The 16,901-nt window shown below is 32.4% G+C and carries 10 protein-coding genes; 6 read left to right on the top strand and 4 right to left on the bottom strand.

Going from position 1 to position 16,901, the window contains the following annotated elements:
* Positions 1-10 precede the first annotated feature (10 nt).
* From ACWA1B_RS07245 to ACWA1B_RS07230, 4 genes are all read right to left on the bottom strand, one after another.
* Entirely contained in the window at positions 11-1,114 is a 1,104-nt protein-coding gene (locus ACWA1B_RS07245) for a nuclease-related domain-containing protein (protein ID WP_456905492.1), read from the bottom strand.
* 43 nt (positions 1,115-1,157) lie between these two features.
* Positions 1,158-1,619, bottom strand: coding sequence for an SRPBCC family protein (locus ACWA1B_RS07240; protein WP_456905490.1), 462 nt, complete (start codon positions 1,617-1,619; stop codon positions 1,158-1,160).
* A 31-nt stretch (positions 1,620-1,650) separates the two neighbouring features.
* A complete protein-coding gene (locus ACWA1B_RS07235; protein ID WP_456905488.1) occupies positions 1,651-2,118 on the bottom strand; it encodes a hypothetical protein in 468 nt (155 codons plus the stop codon).
* Positions 2,119-2,448: 330 nt separating this feature from the next.
* A complete protein-coding gene (locus ACWA1B_RS07230) occupies positions 2,449-3,936 on the bottom strand; it encodes a TlpA family protein disulfide reductase (RefSeq protein ID WP_456905486.1) in 1,488 nt (495 codons plus the stop codon).
* A 300-nt stretch (positions 3,937-4,236) separates the two neighbouring features.
* Here ACWA1B_RS07230 and dnaK point away from each other — a divergent pair, with 300 nt between their 5' ends.
* The 6 genes from dnaK to ACWA1B_RS07200 all read left to right on the top strand — a co-directional run bounded on the left by dnaK (position 4,237) and on the right by ACWA1B_RS07200 (position 16,901).
* The gene (dnaK, locus tag ACWA1B_RS07225; protein ID WP_456905484.1) at positions 4,237-6,120 is read left to right on the top strand and encodes a molecular chaperone DnaK; all 1,884 of its coding nucleotides are present in this window, start codon (positions 4,237-4,239) and stop codon (positions 6,118-6,120) included.
* Between the two features lie 177 nt (positions 6,121-6,297).
* A complete protein-coding gene (gene corA / locus ACWA1B_RS07220; protein ID WP_456905482.1) occupies positions 6,298-7,371 on the top strand; it encodes a magnesium/cobalt transporter CorA in 1,074 nt (357 codons plus the stop codon).
* Between the two features lie 53 nt (positions 7,372-7,424).
* The gene (pta, locus tag ACWA1B_RS07215) at positions 7,425-9,518 is read left to right on the top strand and encodes a phosphate acetyltransferase (RefSeq protein ID WP_456905480.1); all 2,094 of its coding nucleotides are present in this window, start codon (positions 7,425-7,427) and stop codon (positions 9,516-9,518) included.
* 93 nt (positions 9,519-9,611) lie between these two features.
* Entirely contained in the window at positions 9,612-10,796 is a 1,185-nt protein-coding gene (locus ACWA1B_RS07210; RefSeq protein WP_456905478.1) for an acetate/propionate family kinase, read from the top strand.
* 101 nt (positions 10,797-10,897) lie between these two features.
* Complete coding sequence (locus tag ACWA1B_RS07205; protein WP_456905476.1) at positions 10,898-13,642, top strand: helix-turn-helix and ligand-binding sensor domain-containing protein; 2,745 nt, start codon at positions 10,898-10,900, stop codon at positions 13,640-13,642.
* A 244-nt stretch (positions 13,643-13,886) separates the two neighbouring features.
* Positions 13,887-16,901, top strand: coding sequence for a SusC/RagA family TonB-linked outer membrane protein (locus ACWA1B_RS07200; protein ID WP_456905474.1), 3,015 nt, complete (start codon positions 13,887-13,889; stop codon positions 16,899-16,901).

Here is a 16,901-nt window from a genome sequence, read left to right as displayed (position 1 = left end):
GTCGTTTGTGTTAAGCACTTAATCTAGAGCGGTTTTTTCTTTGTTCAGAAAATTTAAGAAGAAAATCAGCAATCATTTCAATTTCGTCATTTAGAAAGCTTGCGTCGAAGTATTTTATATAAGGAAGTAATTCGTCTAATGTGACAATTTTTACAAATTCAAATTGCTCTAAAGGTTTATTGTTGGTGAAAACAATTACGTTTTTGATAGGTACTTTTCTATTTCCCCAGTAATGTTGGGCAAAATTTTTATTCAAGCTGCCTAATTCGGTATTAAGCATTTTATACAATGCAAAATTAGTTCTGAGAATTTGCCGAACGGGAGATCGAAAATCTGGATTATCTATTGAATTGTTACTCCAATTTTTTGTTTCAATTAAAAAGATACCAGCTGGCGATAAAAGCAAGTGATCAATCTGAATAGAATGAATGCGATCTTTATCGTTTTTATTATAAATTGGAGGATGGAAAGAGCAACAAAAATCATTTATCAAAATATAATCGTTAGAGAGTTTTTTGAGTACAGTTTCTACTTTTTGTTCGCCAATTGCGCCGTAAATTATGTTATTTAGATTTTCAACGATTTCTTTTTTCTTTTCTAGCGCTTGTAAATCAGGGAAACAGCTTTCATTTACAGCATCTTGAAAATTTGTAGAAAGATATTCTAACCGTTTATTTTTTTTGGAAAGTATTTTTTTTGCTTGATAATTAAAAAGTAAAATATCAAAATGGAATTTAAGTTGTACCAACCAAAATTTTATGCAGATAACAAGGTTGAACCAGTAATCTTTTATTGTTGGAATAATTCTGGAATGGGTTTCGGGGAGGTATTCAATTTGCAGATTTAAATCTTCAAGTTTTTGTTTTAATTGTTCTTCAAGATCGATTTTCTTTTGTGGAATAACTAGGTTTAATTCAGCAATATCTTTTTCAACACTTTTTTTTTCTTCTTCTATAAATAGAGAATGATCAGCGATAATCTGTTCTTCAGTTGCACGATAATTTTTCCGAAAATTAATCAGCTCATTTAATGTGTGAAAGTGATCAGCATTATATCTGATAAGTTGAATTTGTAAAGTATTCAGACATCCAATGGTATTATAAACTCTACACATAATCTTTCTCGATTAATTACCATATGATATATTTTATAGATGTTTATGACTTCATTTTCGATAATTCAACTTCGAGTTTATCAAAGTTTTCTTCATTTTTATCGACAACGTAAGGTTTCAGTTTTTGGCATTCCTCAACAGTTTCAAAAAGCATTTTAAAAACTACTTTCGTTTGATTTTCGGCAACGGTTTCAAATGTGGTCAGAATTTGGAACAGCGGTTTAGAATGGCGTTTCCATGCAATAAGATTCGGTTTGTCTATTTTTATGAATTCACATTCATTGGCATAATTTCCAACTTCGGGGCCGTGCATAATAAAGCTCCATTTTCCACCTTCGCAAAAATTAAATTCATGAAAAGTATTGGTAAAACCTTTTGGTCCCCACCAATTTTTTAAATGGTCAGGGTCACTCCAGGCTTTAAAAACCAATTGTTGCGGAAAATTCAGAATTCGTGTGGTAACAATTTCTGATTCTGGCGTGGTTACTGTAATTTCTGATTCCATTTGATATAATTATTTAATTAAAAAGATAGTATCAGGGTCTTTCTAAGTTATCCCATTCATATTCAATTTTATTAATTTTAATGAAATAAGGAATTAACAATAGAAGTTCTAAACGTAATTGAATATGTCCATCTCCAGAAGTAAATGGAAGTACAAACATCGAAATAACACAAATTACAACACCAATAATTGCATCAATTTTGGCAATTGAAATCGCATTTGCTTTTTCGAACCAAAGTGAATATCCTGCATAACCTTTTAAGGTCATAACTGCTATAAGAAAAATTCCGATACCAGAGTATGCAGTGTTGGTTTCAAAGCCATATAACGAAAGTTGAACATTTGTAGAGAAAGCACTTCCTATCAAGGTCCCTAATCCGCAAAACGCTAAAATCATAAAAATCCAGCAGAATGTTTTCATCCACCAAGGAAGTAATTTTCTTCTGATTATTTCTGTTTTTTCAAATTCGTCAAAATTGCTTTGTAATTCTTCACTCATTTTTTTGTTTTTGGGCGTTAGTAAATGGTTTATCGAAAGTACGTAAAATATTAAAATTCGTAAGCGTATTTACTTATAAATTACTTCTGAGCGAGCTCTTTGTCTTTATTGGTTGAGTTTATTTTTTTAACTACCCACGGTTAATGGTGGCTGAAATTTCAAAAAAAATGATTCTTGGATTAATCTCGATTTCATTCATCGTCGGAATAATCTGATTGCAACCCGAACAATAATCAAAATAATAGGGAAGGGCAGTTTTGATTTTCCGGCAAAAGCAGAATACCGATTACAATGGTTAATATGAAAATGATTATGGTGTAGTTTTCCACTTTAATTATTCAGCTGTTTTTCTAAATTTTCAATTTCAGATGGCCCGCTTAGTCTTTTATTAATGATATTTCCATTTTCATCTGTCAAAAAATGCCACGGAATTCCAATGGACTGACTACCATATAATTGTCTTAAATCAGCATCTAATTTTTCATTTGCTCTGATATGAAAACCTTCTAAATTGTAAAATTGAACCATTTCCTGCCATTGTTTTTCGCGATTATCTTTGTCGATTGAAACGTAAACCATTGTAATGTTTTTGGATTTTAACAATTCATACAATTTTGCATTACCTTTAAATTCTTCTTTGCATGGCCCGCACCAAGTTGCCCAGATATCAACATAATATTGTTTACCACTTAATGTTTTCAGTGCGTCTCTTACCGAATTGAAAGTTGTTGTGTTAGCAATGAATTTTATTTTTTCATTTAACGGTTCAGCCTGTTTTTTATGAAAAGTAATAATGGGAATAATTACAGGTTCTAAGAAATGGGTGTACGAACTTGATGGATATTCTTTTTTGAATTGCTCAAAAAGCGTTATCAGTTCCTTTTCATAATTATTATTAATGGCTTCGTAATAAATGTACGCAGCGAAGTAATATTCTAATTGAAGACCTGATAAATGTTTTTTAGCATAATCAATATTATGAGTATGAATAAGTCCTTGTTTATTAAATTCAGTTAAAGTTGACCTATCTATCGCATCTATTATTAACTCATTATAGCGTAAATAATTTTCGACATAAAAATAAAACCATGGCGAACCTAAAAGCTCAGGATTTGTTACGGGATTTGTCTCGAAAATTCCCGCCCAAAGCTTTTTATATTCAGCAGGAGAAAATGAATTGTTTTTTTGCGCCGAAATCAAATAATTTATAAAAGCAAGACTTCCCTGCATACCTTTATAGAAATAATCTCGGTCTGATTTTACCAGATTATAAAAATCTTTAGAAATGGTTTTGTCTTTTAGTAATTGTTGAAATCCGGAAATTTCGAGTTCTCTTTGGTGTTCAATTTTTTGTTTTACTTCGGAGGAAACACTGTCATTTTTATATTTTTTTGTTTCGGATTCAAAATGACCATCACCAGTAATCATGTTTCGGGTTGGAATTTGATTGTATAAAGTTTGTCCTTTCTCATTTTTAGAAGTAACCCTAAATTTATTTTCAGGAGATTCAGTATTGATGGAAATGTTATAAGTCATTCCAGGTTCTGTAATTAAAGTTCCGAATGATTTGTAACTATTTGATAAATCTATAAAACAAGCTTTATTGGAATAAACATTAATTTCAAAATTCCCCTTCGAATCCGGCTGTATGGAATTGGTAAAACCAAAATATTCAATTCCGTTAATGGGTAAAGTATATTCAATTGTTTCAGGAACTTTTCCGGCTATTTTTCCGATTATCTTAATATTGTCCTTTTTGGTTTGGCAGACTGCAAAGAAGGGAAACAGCAGTACAAGTATTAATTGAAACAACTTCATGGTTCGAGGTTTAATTAATTTTGATCATCTCAAATATAGATTTTTTATTCGGAAAAAAGAGATTTCAAAAGAGATAACTGCCTTGTAATTATATCATAACCGGAAAGTTTGTTGAATATTAATGACAGCTTTAAGGCTAATATGCCATGCATGTCATGTATTTAAAATGTCATGTTGTCAGATGATTTTTAAACTCCCGACAGTAAAACTGACAATTTTATTTAGTTTTTTATCTTGGCACAAAGATTGACTTATGCCACATGAGTTTAAAATTTAAATCAAAAATTAAATATATAAAAAATGGGTAAAATAATCGGAATTGACTTAGGTACGACGAACTCTTGTGTTTCTGTAATGGAAGGTAACGAAGCAGTTGTTATCCCTAACGCAGAAGGAAAAAGAACTACACCATCTATCATCGCTTTTGTTGAAGGTGGAGAAATTAAAGTAGGTGATCCTGCAAAAAGACAAGCAGTAACGAATCCTACAAAAACGATTGCTTCTATTAAACGTTTTATGGGACACACTTTTGCTGAAACTCAAGATGAGGCAAAAAGAGTTCCTTACAGTGTTGTAAAAGGTGACAACAATACGCCACGTGTGGATATTGACGGTCGTTTATACACTGCTCAAGAATTGTCTGCAATGACACTTCAAAAAATGAAAAAAACTGCTGAAGACTATTTAGGTCAAACAGTAACTGAAGCGGTTATTACGGTTCCTGCTTACTTTAACGATGCGCAACGTCAAGCTACAAAAGAAGCTGGTGAAATCGCTGGTCTTAAAGTTATGCGTATCATCAACGAGCCAACTGCTGCTGCACTTGCTTACGGATTAGATAAAAAAGGAAATGATCAAAAAATCGCGGTTTACGATTTAGGTGGAGGTACTTTTGATATCTCTGTTCTTGAATTAGGAGACGGTGTATTTGAAGTATTATCTACAAATGGTGATACTCACTTAGGTGGTGATGATTTTGACCAAGTTATTATTGACTGGTTAGCTGACGAATTCAAATCTGAAGAAGGAATTGATTTACGTTTAGACCCAATGTCATTACAGCGTTTGAAAGAAGCTGCTGAGAAAGCTAAGATTGAATTATCATCTTCTGCTGAAACAGAAATCAACTTGCCATATGTAACGGCTACTGCTTCTGGACCAAAACACTTAGTAAAAAAATTATCTAGAGCTAAATTTGAGCAATTATCTGATTCTTTAGTAAAACGTTCTATGGAACCAGTTGCTAAAGCATTAAAAGATGCAGGTTTATCTACATCTGATATCGACGAAGTAATCCTTGTTGGAGGTTCTACTCGTATGCCAAGAATTGCTGACGAAGTGGAGAAATTCTTCGGTAAAAAAGCATCTAAAGGTGTTAACCCTGATGAGGTTGTTGCTATTGGAGCTGCTATTCAAGGTGGAGTTTTATCTGGAGATGTAAAAGATGTATTGTTACTTGACGTAACGCCTCTTTCTTTAGGTATCGAAACTATGGGTGGTGTATTGACTAAATTAATCGAGTCTAACACAACTATCCCAACTAAAAAATCTCAAGTATTCTCTACTGCTGCTGATTCTCAACCATCTGTTGAAATCCACGTATTACAAGGAGAAAGAGCAATGGCTGCTGATAACAAAACTATTGGTCGTTTCCACTTAGATGGTATTCCACCAGCACCAAGAGGAGTTCCTCAAATCGAAGTAACTTTCGATATCGATGCTAATGGTATCATCAAAGTTTCTGCAACTGATAAAGGAACTGGAAAATCTCACGATATCCGTATCGAAGCTTCTTCTGGATTAACAGCTGAAGAAATCGAAAAAATGAAAAAAGATGCTGAAGCTAACGCTGATGCTGACAGAATTGCAAAAGAAAGAGCTGAGAAATTGAACGAAGCTGACAGTACTATTTTCCAAACTGAATCTCAATTGAAAGAGTTAGGAGATAAATTGACAGACGATCAAAAAACAGCTATCGAATTTGCTTTAACTGAATTAAGATTTGCTCACCAATCTCAAGATCTTGAAGCAATCCAAAAAGGATTAGACAATGTTAATGCAGCTTGGAAAACAGCTACAGAAGCAATGTACGCTCAAGGTGGTGATCAAGGCCAACAAGCTGCTCCACAACAAGAGCAATCAGGAGACAATGTTGAAGACGTTGAATTCGAAGAAGTAAAATAATTTACTCTTAAATTGAATATGAAAACCGAGTCAGAAATGGCTCGGTTTTTTTATGTTTAATTTTTATTAATGTAGAAAAGAATTGCAGTTTTTCTGCATTAAGGTTTCTACAAACTGACAATTGTCATTTCCCATTCCAAATCTTTTTCGTAATATTACTATTGTAAATTTTCATGAATGAGAAAGATAAAATACAAGAAAGGACGCAAAGTTCAGCATATAACATTAGAGTATACAGGATTACATAAAGAGCATGAAACTGAAATGCAACTTTTTGTATATGATGATACAGATGTTGTTGAATATGATAAGTTTACGGTTTTAGCATTGAATTCTTGTTTTGATTATACTAAAAACAATTGGTTAAATGTTCATGGCTTAAATGACATTGGCTTGCTTAAAACAATTGGGGCACATTTTAAACTTGACGACTTCCTTTTAGCAGACATTTTAAATACAACGAAAAGAACTAAATTAGAAGAACAACCAAATATTTTATTTTTCAATATAAAATCACTTTTGCCTTCTGAGTACTCTGATAATATTAGTGTTGAGCAGCTTAGTTTTATTTTGAAAGAAGGAATTCTGATTTCATTTCAGGAAAAACGAAGTGATTTTTTTACGCATATTCGTGAGCGACTTCGCACACATGCAGGAATCGTAAGAACTAAAAAAGTAGATTATTTGCTGTATTTGCTTCTGGATGCCGTAATGGAAAACTTCTACATTACGATTGAAGATGAAGAAGATAAAATTGAAGAATTAATTAATCAGGCCAAAAAAGGAGCGCATCCGGTTATTCTGGAAAAAATTGAGAATCACCGAGATAATTTTAATTTTTTAAAACGTTCCATTGTGCCGCTTCGAGATTCGTTGTATTATCTGAAAACAATTAAAGATGATGATGAAAATAATGGCTTGATTCAGAAGGAAACATTTAATTTCTTTATTAGACTTCATCAAAAGAGTTTAGAGCTCTTAGAACAAATAGAATCCGATATGAGCGCATTAGAAAGCGCATCCAATTTTTATTTTTCGGAACAAAGCCGAAAAATGAATGAGATTATGAAAACGCTGACTATTATTTCGGCTATATTTATTCCGCTTACCTTCATAGTTGGAGTTTATGGAATGAACTTCGAAAATATGCCAGAACTCAAAACCCAAAACGGCTATTTTATTGTCATGGGAATCATGTTTTTATTAGTTGTTGCCCTGATTATATATTTCAAAAAAAGACGTTGGTTTTAATGCCAATTAATAAAATATCAGCAAATTAAAAATTTAGTTTAAAAATATAAATTATGAGCAAAGCAATTTATATTGCCACAAGTGACCACAATAGCGGAAAATCAATTATTACGCTGGGAGTGATGAGCATTTTGATTGGCAAAACGGCCAAAGTGGGATATTTTAGGCCAATAATTGAAGATTTTGTAGACGGAGAAAAAGATAATCATATTGAAACTGTTTTGTCTTATTTTAATCTTGATATTAAGTTTGAAGATGCTTATGCAATTACCAAAAGCAAACTGATCAAGAAGAAAAATAAAGGTAAAATTGGAGAGGTTTTAGATCTGATTATTGAAAAGTATAAAAAACTCGAAGACCGCTTTGATTTTGTTTTAGTGGAAGGAACTAGTTTTACTGGCGAAGGAACATCAATTGAATTAGATTTAAATGTTTTAATTGCTAAAAATCTTGGAATTCCAACGATTATTATTGGTTCAGGGGTTGGAAAAACACTGGAAGAATTGGTAGACAGCTTATATCTGGTTTATGATTCTTTTAAAGTAAAAGAGGTTGAGGTTTTATCTGTTTTTGCTAATAAAGTACAACCAGAAAACATCAAATTGGTAACCAAAAGTCTGCAAAAAAGTCTTCCGCCAAATGTTTTGGTCAATACAATTCCGCTGATATCGAGCTTAGACAATCCTACAATGCAGGAAATTGTAAATGAGCTTGGTGCCAAAGTTTTGTTTGGAGAAAATTATCTTAATAATGAAATTGGACATTACAGTGTTGGAGCGATGCAATTGCATAACTATTTGGTTCACTTGCATAACAATGCTTTAGTAATTACTCCAGGAGACAGATCTGATATTATTTTAGGCGCTTTACAGGCCAATGAATCGGCAAATTATCCAACAATTTCCGGAATCATTTTGACAGGAAATATTGTTCCTGAAGAAAGTATTTTAAAACTAATTGAAGGACTTTCAGCCGTTGTTCCTATTATTGCGGTTGATGGCGGAACATATAATATTACAAATAAAATCGGTTCGATAAAATCAGAAATTTATGCTAATAACACACATAAAATTGAAACCTCGATAAGTACATTTGAAAAATACGTTCAAATAGAAGCTTTATCTGAAAGGGTAATTACATTCGAACCAGAAGGAATGACGCCAAAAATGTTCCAGTACAACATGGTAAAAAGAGCCAAACAGCACAGAAAACATATTGTACTACCAGAAGGAAATGATGATCGAATTATTACTGCTGCATCAAGATTATTGGATATGAATGTAGTTGATATTTCTATAATTGGCGACAAAAAACAAATTGAAAGCAAAGTTGTTGAACTCGGACTAACATTTGATTTCTCAAAAGTCAATATCATCAATCCAAAAGAATCTCCGTTGTATGAGGATTATGCCAATACGTATTATGAGCTTAGAAAAGCGAAAAATGTAAGTATAACTATGGCAAGAGATTTAATGGAAGATGTTTCGTATTTTGGAACTATGATGGTTTATAAAGGTCATGCAGATGGAATGGTTTCAGGAGCAGCGCATACCACTCAACATACTATTTTGCCCGCTTTGCAATTCATTAAAACAAAACCAAATTCATCTGTAGTTTCTTCAGTATTTTTTATGTGCCTGGAAGATCGAGTTTCTGTTTTTGGGGATTGTGCTATTAATCCAAATCCAACTGCGGAACAATTGGCAGAAATCGCAATTTCATCAGCAGAATCAAGCTCTGCATTCGGAATTGAACCAAAAATTGCAATGCTTTCGTATTCATCTGGAGCGTCTGGAAAAGGAGATGAAGTAGACAAAGTAAGAACAGCCACAGAAATCGTAAAACAAAAACGCCCAGATTTAAAAATCGAAGGTCCAATTCAATACGATGCCGCAGTCGATCGTGCTGTCGGAAAAAGCAAAATGCCAGATTCAGAAGTTGCCGGACAGGCGAGCGTTCTTATTTTTCCTGATTTAAATACAGGAAATAATACATACAAAGCCGTTCAACGAGAAACCGGAGCTTTGGCAATTGGCCCAATGTTACAAGGTTTAAATAAACCAGTAAACGATTTAAGTCGCGGCTGTACAGTCGATGATATTATCAATACGGTGGTAATTACGGCAATTCAAGCACAGGGATTGTAGTTAATTGTGAATTGTAAATTGTAAATTATGCCGAGTCTTTAATAAAAAGCTTAGCACCTTAGAAACTTAGCATCTTAGCACCTTTTAAAAAAAATGAAAATACTAATTATAAACTCGGGGAGTTCGTCAATAAAATATCAATTAATGGTTATGCCAGAAAACGAAGTAATTTGTTCAGGTATGATTGATAGGATTGGTTTAGAAACTTCAAACGTGACTTTTAAAACAGCTTCAAATTCGATAGAGGAATTACTTCCAATTCCAAATCACAAAGTTGGTCTGCAAAAAGTAGCCAATATGCTTTTGGATGCTGAAAAGGGCGTTATAAAATCAACTTCAGAAATTGCTGCAGTCGGACATCGCGTGGTACATGGGGGTAGTGATTTTAGCGATACAGTAAAAATTGACGAGAAAGTAAAATCAAAAATAAAACAACTTTTTGAGTTGGCTCCGCTTCATAATCCTGCAAACTTAGAAGGAATTAATGTTGCTGAAGAAATATTTAATTCGGCTGAACAGATTGCTGTTTTTGATACCGCTTTTCATCAAACAATGCCAGAAGTGGCATACAAATATGCAATCCCGAATTATCTTTTGACAGAAAACAAAGTACGCGTTTATGGTTTTCACGGAACAAGCCACAAATATGTTTCTGAAAAAGCAATTAAATTTCTAGAAAATCATTCGAAAATAATTACCGTTCACTTAGGAAATGGATGCAGTATGGCAGCTGTAAAAGACGGAAAATGTATTGATACTTCAATGGGATTTTCGCCTTCAAATGGTTTGATTATGGGAACGCGAGCAGGAGATATTGACCAGTCAGTAGTTTTTTATATGATAAAAAACCTCGGTTATACTCCAGATGAAGTAAATGCTGTTTTGCTAAAACAAAGTGGTATGCTTGGTCTTACTGGTTACAGCGATTTGCGCGATATTGAAGCTGAAGCAGCAAAAGGAAATAAGGATTGCCAACTAGCTTTATTGATGAATGCTTATCGAATTAAAAAAACAATTGGAGCTTATGCAGCTGCTTTAAATGGATTAGATGCTATTGTTTTTACGGCCGGAATTGGTGAAAACTCTTCCTATATGCGCAATCTGGTTTGTACAGATATGGATTATTTCGGAATTGAAATTGATTCTGAAAAAAATCAAATTCGCTCAAAAGAAGTTAGAGAAATCAATAAAATCAATTCAAAAACTAAAGTCTTGGTTGTGCCAACAGACGAAGAATATGAAATTGCAAATCAGGTTTATCAGTTATTGAACAGTTAAGATTTTAGCCAATTTACATAACAAAGCTTCTCGTTAGAGGAGCTTTTTTTACGCCTGAAATTAAATATTTGTCAGTATCTTTGACTATAAAACCGAATATCTTGAAATCGATACTTTTTAAACTAGTTTTCTTCTTTTTCATTGCTTCGAACTTACAAGCACAAGAATTACTTCCTTTTGTCGAAAATTACAATAAATCAGATTATCAGGGCGATAATCAAATCTGGAATATTGTTCAAGGACAGGACAAAGCCATGTATTTTGCTAATAATCATTATCTATTGCGATATGATGGTGTTGTTTGGGAAAAATATTCTTTGCCCAATAAAACAATCATTCGTTCCATTTTAATTGAAGGGGATCGAATTTATTCAGGTTCTTACAAAGAGTTTGGTTATTGGCAAAGAAAAGATGGAAAAATGTATTACGTTTCGATTACAAAAAATCTGCGTTTGTTTGATGAAAAAGATAATGAAGAAATCTGGAAAATTTTTAGATTCAACGGTTCATTGTATTTTCAATCTTTTAATGATGTTTTTATTTATGACGGCAAACACATTAAAAAAATCAAATTTCCTTTTCTGATATCCTATTGCTTTGTTGTTGATCAAAATCTTTATGTAGCGTCTGTCGATAAAGGAATTTTTAGAATGAACGGATCAAAAATTGCAAATCCGAAAGGATGGAATGTTTTAAAAAATACCGTTGTTCATGCTATCGAAAAATACAAAGGCAAAACTTATATTTTTACTCATAAAAAAGGAATTTTTATTGTTGAAAAAAATGGATTATCAGCTTGGAAAAATCCATTAAATGAAACGCTGAAAGGAACAGGAATTAATGTCGCAAAATTTATTAAAAACAATAAATTGGTCATTGGGACAGGAAATAAAGGCGTTTTTATTTATGATTTCAGTACTCAGACTTTTAAAAATATTGACCGAAATAATGTTTTGATGAACAATTCAGTTTTATGCATTGGTTTTGATAAAGAAGAAGATTTGTGGCTCGGACTTGATAACGGAATTGCACATGTTGAGGTAAATTCGCCAATTTCATTTTTTTACGATAACTCAGGCATTTTAGGTTCTGTTTATTCGGTTGCTACAATTGATAAAGGATATTTAATTGCATCAAATCACGGTATTTTTGAATTTGATTCGGGTAATTTTAAAATGTTGCCTAATACACAAGGACAAGGCTGGAATATTACCAAAATCGCTAATAAATATGTTATAGGTCATAATGACGGAACTTTTGTTTATGAAAATGGTGCATTGACAAAAATCAATAATGTCAGCGGTGGATGGAATTTATCAAAAAGCATTATTAACGATACCTATTTTCAATCTACTTACAGCGGAATTTTAGTTTATAATAATGCTTCAAAATTGACAGAAAGTTCTAAGTTTAATGATCTTTCAAAACCAATAAAATATGTTGCACAGAACAAAAGAAATGAAATTTGGGCAGCAGATAATTACCGCGGATTATATAGAGTTCTTTTTGACGACAATTTTAAAACGACAAAAGTCGAAAATATCACACAGCAAAGTAAAATTGAAAATGATTTTGGCGTTAAGATTTTTGAGTTTAGAGAAGAAATCCTCTTTTTAATAAACAATGTTTGGTACACATTTAATTCAATTACCAATAAATTAGAAGAGAATGAATTGTTCAATACAAACTTTAAAAATATTTCTGATGTCGTAGCGATTGACGAAAACCATTTTATAGTACTTCAGGAAGGAATCTTATATCATATTTATGCAAATGGAAATAAGTTTGTCTGGAATATGATTCAGGAGAAATATTACAAAGGAAAATTAATTAATGAAAACCTGCGCATCTTCAAAAGCAAAAATCATTATTTAATGAATCTTGATGATGGTTTTATTTCGTTGCAGCTGTCATATGAAAACAAGCAAAACAAAGGAGTAAAAGTTGAAGCATTCAACAATAATATTTTGTTGCCGAATGAAGGTAAAATAAAACACAATACTGAATTACGTATTAATGTGATTTCAGGAATTTATGGAGCAAGCAAGCCAAATTTATTTTACCAGATCAATGGAAGTAAAAATTATATTCCAATTTCAAATGGAACAATTGTCTTAAATAATCTTAACAGTGGTTTTCATTCTGTCGAAATTTTTAAACACGACGGAGCAAATTATGATAATGTTGCAACATTTGAATTCAAAGTTGCTCAACCCTGGTATTTTTCTTTTTGGATGATTCTGCTTTATTTATTGGTAATAGGCGCTGTATTGTTCTTTTATTACAAATGGAACAAACTTCGATATACGCAAAAATTAAAATTGCAGGCAGAGGAACTGAAACATCAGCGTGAAATTCTTGAAATGGAACTGAAAAAAGAGAATGAATTGAATGTTCAGGAATATGAAAAGCACATTTTAGAATTAGAATTGCAAACAAAATCCTCAGAAGTTGCTGGTAAATCATTGTCCATTGCAAAGCAAAGCGAAATGATTGAGAATATTCAAAATATTTTGGACTCTGAAAAAGATTTCAATAAGCTTAAAAGCGAAATCAAAAAAGCGATTAAAATTAATGAAGTGAATAAACACGAATGGGAGATTTTTGAAACCAACCTGAATCAAATCCACAATGAGTTTATTATTAATCTTTCCAAGAAATTCCCAAATCTCACTCCGAAAGATATAAAACTGTGTGTTTATCTAAAAATGAACCTTTCTTCAAAGGAAATTGCCCCTATGATGAACATCTCTTTTAGAGGTGTAGAATTGCATAGATATCGCTTAAGAAAGAAACTAAACCTTAATCAGGAAGAAAACCTGTCAAAGTTTTTATTAACTGTGTAAGATTAGCATTTAAATTTTAAAGATATTCTATTTTTTTAGTTCTTTTTTTATATAATTCCAATACATCATTACTACATCATAAGGTTATGTTAAAGAGAATAAATTAACATTTATATGGCTGAATTTTAGTTAGATATATTAAGTTTTTAACATAATGATGTAGCTGTGTAGTAGTGGTATTTGATGTACTACAACGTTGTAATTGTTTAATTTGGCTCTACTAACTTAAACGATTACATACTGTATGAAAAATTTTATTTTTAGCTTTTTAGCGCTATTGCTTCTTCCAGCATATATGTCTGGACAAGCAATTAAAGGAAAAGTAGTAGACGGTAGCGGAATGGGGGTTCCAGGGGCGGTTATCAGCGCTTCTAATTCCAGAACAACTGCTGATGCTGACTTCGACGGTAATTTTACAATCAATGCCAAGGAAGGTGAGATTTTAAAAATCTCAATGCTGGGTTTCGATGCTGTCTCTGTACCAGCAACCCTGACACCAATGCGAATTACATTAAAAGAATCTGATGACACTGCTTTAAAAGAAGTAGTTGTAATTGGATATGGAACCAGAAAAAAGGTCGATAATACCACAGCAATTTCTTCTATAAAAGCAGAAGAGATTACGAAAACAAAAGTTTTAAACGCATCTCAGGCCATTCAAGGTAAAGCTGCTGGTGTACAAGTTACTTCATCAGATTTGCCAGGAAGCACACCATCTGTTGTTATTAGAGGTTTAGGTACGGCTTTAGGAGGAAGAACACCACTATATATAGTTGACGGAATGGCAACGGAGAATATAAACAATATCAATACTAATGATATTACTTCGTATGACATTTTAAAAGATGCATCTGCATTAGCTATTTATGGAACAAGAGCTGCAAATGGAGTTATCATTATTACTACTAAAAAAGGTAAAGGTGATAAAGTTTCTGTTGAATTTGAAAGCTTTGGAGGTATAAGAACACCGCTTAAGAAAGTAAAAATGGCTGGTAGTAATAAATTTGCATATTACACAAACTCAGCTTTACAATCAACAACTTTTTCTCAGGATCAGCCAGTTAATACAGATTGGTTTGATGAAATCACAAGAACTGGAAGTTATACGCAAAACAACGTATCTGTTTCAGGAGCAACTGAAAGTATTAAATATTTTTTCAGTTTAGGAAACTATGAAGAAGATGCAATCTTAAATGGTCTAAGTTACGGACGTACTACATTTAGAAACAATAATGAGTTTAAAATTTCTAAGAAATTAACTTTAACTCAAAACTTTAGTTTAACATCAACTAAATCAGCTCCAAAACCATTGTCAGCATTTACTAATGCTTACAAGCAATCACCAGTTGTTCCAGTATTTTTTCCTGATGGTAAATATGGAGTTTCTCGTGTTGGAGATAACGGTTTTGCAAGCGAAACAGGAAGTTCAATCAACAACGTTGGAAATCCAGTTGCACAGTTAGATTTTTATGATGAGCAGCAAAGAAGTGTTTTCTTGCAAGGAGGTTTAAAATTAGATTATGAAATTTTGCCATCTTTAAAATTTACTTCACAATATAACGGCGAGTACTATACTTGGAAACAGTATAATTTCGACGATACAAAAAATATCTGGTTAGCTGCAAATCCAAACAAAGTAGCTAGTGATTATGAAAAAGAATTTCCTAATGCTAACATTAATTTATTAACAAAAGGAAGAGAAGATTATTACAACTGGAGTTTGTCTAATTATTTGACATACAATAAAGTGTTTAATGAAATTCACGATATCGAAGTTACTGCAGGTATCGAGACATATGTAAAAGGAGCTAGAGAAAAACTGACTATCAAAAGAAAGAATGTGAATTCTGATGCTGATTACTGGTCATTAAAAGATGTTGAATATGCTACAAATGTAACTAGTTATAAAGATGAACTTTTTAATGAAACTAAACTTGCTTCTTATTTAGGTCGTTTTCAATACAAATTAATGGACAGATACTTATTAACTGGAACAGTTAGACGTGATGGTTCGTCAAATTTTGGAAAAGACTACCGTTGGGGAACTTTCCCAGCATTTGGAGCAGGATGGATTATTACAAAAGAGAAATTCTTAGCGGATGCAAAAGGTATCAACTTATTGAAATTAAGAGGAAGCTGGGGTAAATTAGGAAATCAAAATGTACCGCTTAACAGCCAAGGTTATACTTCAGGTTTAAATGCTTATTTAGGAGGTTCAATTTTGAATGAAGGAACAACTATCAACTCTCAAATTGATCCAAGTTTATCTTGGGAGATTACAGAAGAAATTTCTGCAGGTTTGGATTTTGAATTTTTGGACAGCAGATTAAAAGGAACTTTTGATGTGTATGACAAAAATACAAACAATGTAATTTTAAATACAAAACCTTATTTTACATCTGGAATTACTGCTGCTTCGCCTGCACACGTTGGAGAAGTTTCTAATAAAGGATATGAAATCTCATTACGTTGGGATGATAAAATTGGTGAAAACTTCAGCTACTACATTGGAGGTAACTTTTCAAACAATAAAAACGAGCTTACTGGTTTAAAAAATGTTGTTTTGTCTCCAGTAATTGGTGGCGGATTAGGAAATGGTCAAGATACAAAATTACTTGACAATACTACTGTAGGTCAGCCATTAGGAAGTTTTTATATCTATGAATATGCTGGTTTTGACCCAACAAATGGAAAAATGTTGTACTACAATGCAGCAGGAGATAAAGTAACTCAGGATGCTTTAAGTGCTACAGCTGATAAAAAATATGTTGGTTCAAGTTTGCCAAAATCTAACTATGGAGTTTCTTTAGGATTTGTTTACAAAAACTTCGATTTTTCTGTTGACGGATATGGTACTTCTGGAGCAAAAGTTTACAACGGAAAAAAAGCACAACGTTTTTATGGTGAAAACATTGAAAACTCAATTGCTACAGATTTCTGGACACCAAATAACTTAACAGCTTCAAATCCTGCACCATTTAATCAGGTACCAGTTGCTTCTACTTATTATTTAGAGTCTGGTGATTTCTTTAGAGTGAACAACATTACTTTAGGATACAAACTGCCATTACAAGGAGATAGTTTTGTAAGCGCATGCAGAATCTATGTAAATGCTATTAATCCATTTATTACACAAAAATTCTCAGGATTTTCTCCAGAGTTAAATGGTGATGGAAATCCTTATGGAACTCAAGGAGTAGAGCTGGATGCGTATCCAACTTTAAGATCATTTGTAATTGGTGCTAATTTAAAATTTTAA

This window comes from Flavobacterium xizangense, assembly GCF_054075145.1.
Note: the sequence above shows the minus strand (reverse complement) of the source record. Positions and strands in the feature narration are given on the sequence as shown.

What these genes read in the sequence shown, in the direction of transcription:
- ACWA1B_RS07245 (WP_456905492.1), bottom strand. Translation starts at nt 1,114, where the DNA reads ATGTGTAGAGTTTATAATACCATTGGATGTCTGAATACTTTACAAATT.
- ACWA1B_RS07200 (WP_456905474.1), top strand. Translation starts at nt 13,887, where the DNA reads ATGAAAAATTTTATTTTTAGCTTTTTAGCGCTATTGCTTCTTCCAGCA.
- ACWA1B_RS07230 (WP_456905486.1), bottom strand. Translation starts at nt 3,936, where the DNA reads ATGAAGTTGTTTCAATTAATACTTGTACTGCTGTTTCCCTTCTTTGCA.
- dnaK (WP_456905484.1), top strand. Translation starts at nt 4,237, where the DNA reads ATGGGTAAAATAATCGGAATTGACTTAGGTACGACGAACTCTTGTGTT.
- ACWA1B_RS07240 (WP_456905490.1), bottom strand. Translation starts at nt 1,619, where the DNA reads ATGGAATCAGAAATTACAGTAACCACGCCAGAATCAGAAATTGTTACC.
- ACWA1B_RS07210 (WP_456905478.1), top strand. Translation starts at nt 9,612, where the DNA reads ATGAAAATACTAATTATAAACTCGGGGAGTTCGTCAATAAAATATCAA.
- pta (WP_456905480.1), top strand. Translation starts at nt 7,425, where the DNA reads ATGAGCAAAGCAATTTATATTGCCACAAGTGACCACAATAGCGGAAAA.
- ACWA1B_RS07235 (WP_456905488.1), bottom strand. Translation starts at nt 2,118, where the DNA reads ATGAGTGAAGAATTACAAAGCAATTTTGACGAATTTGAAAAAACAGAA.
- corA (WP_456905482.1), top strand. Translation starts at nt 6,298, where the DNA reads ATGAGAAAGATAAAATACAAGAAAGGACGCAAAGTTCAGCATATAACA.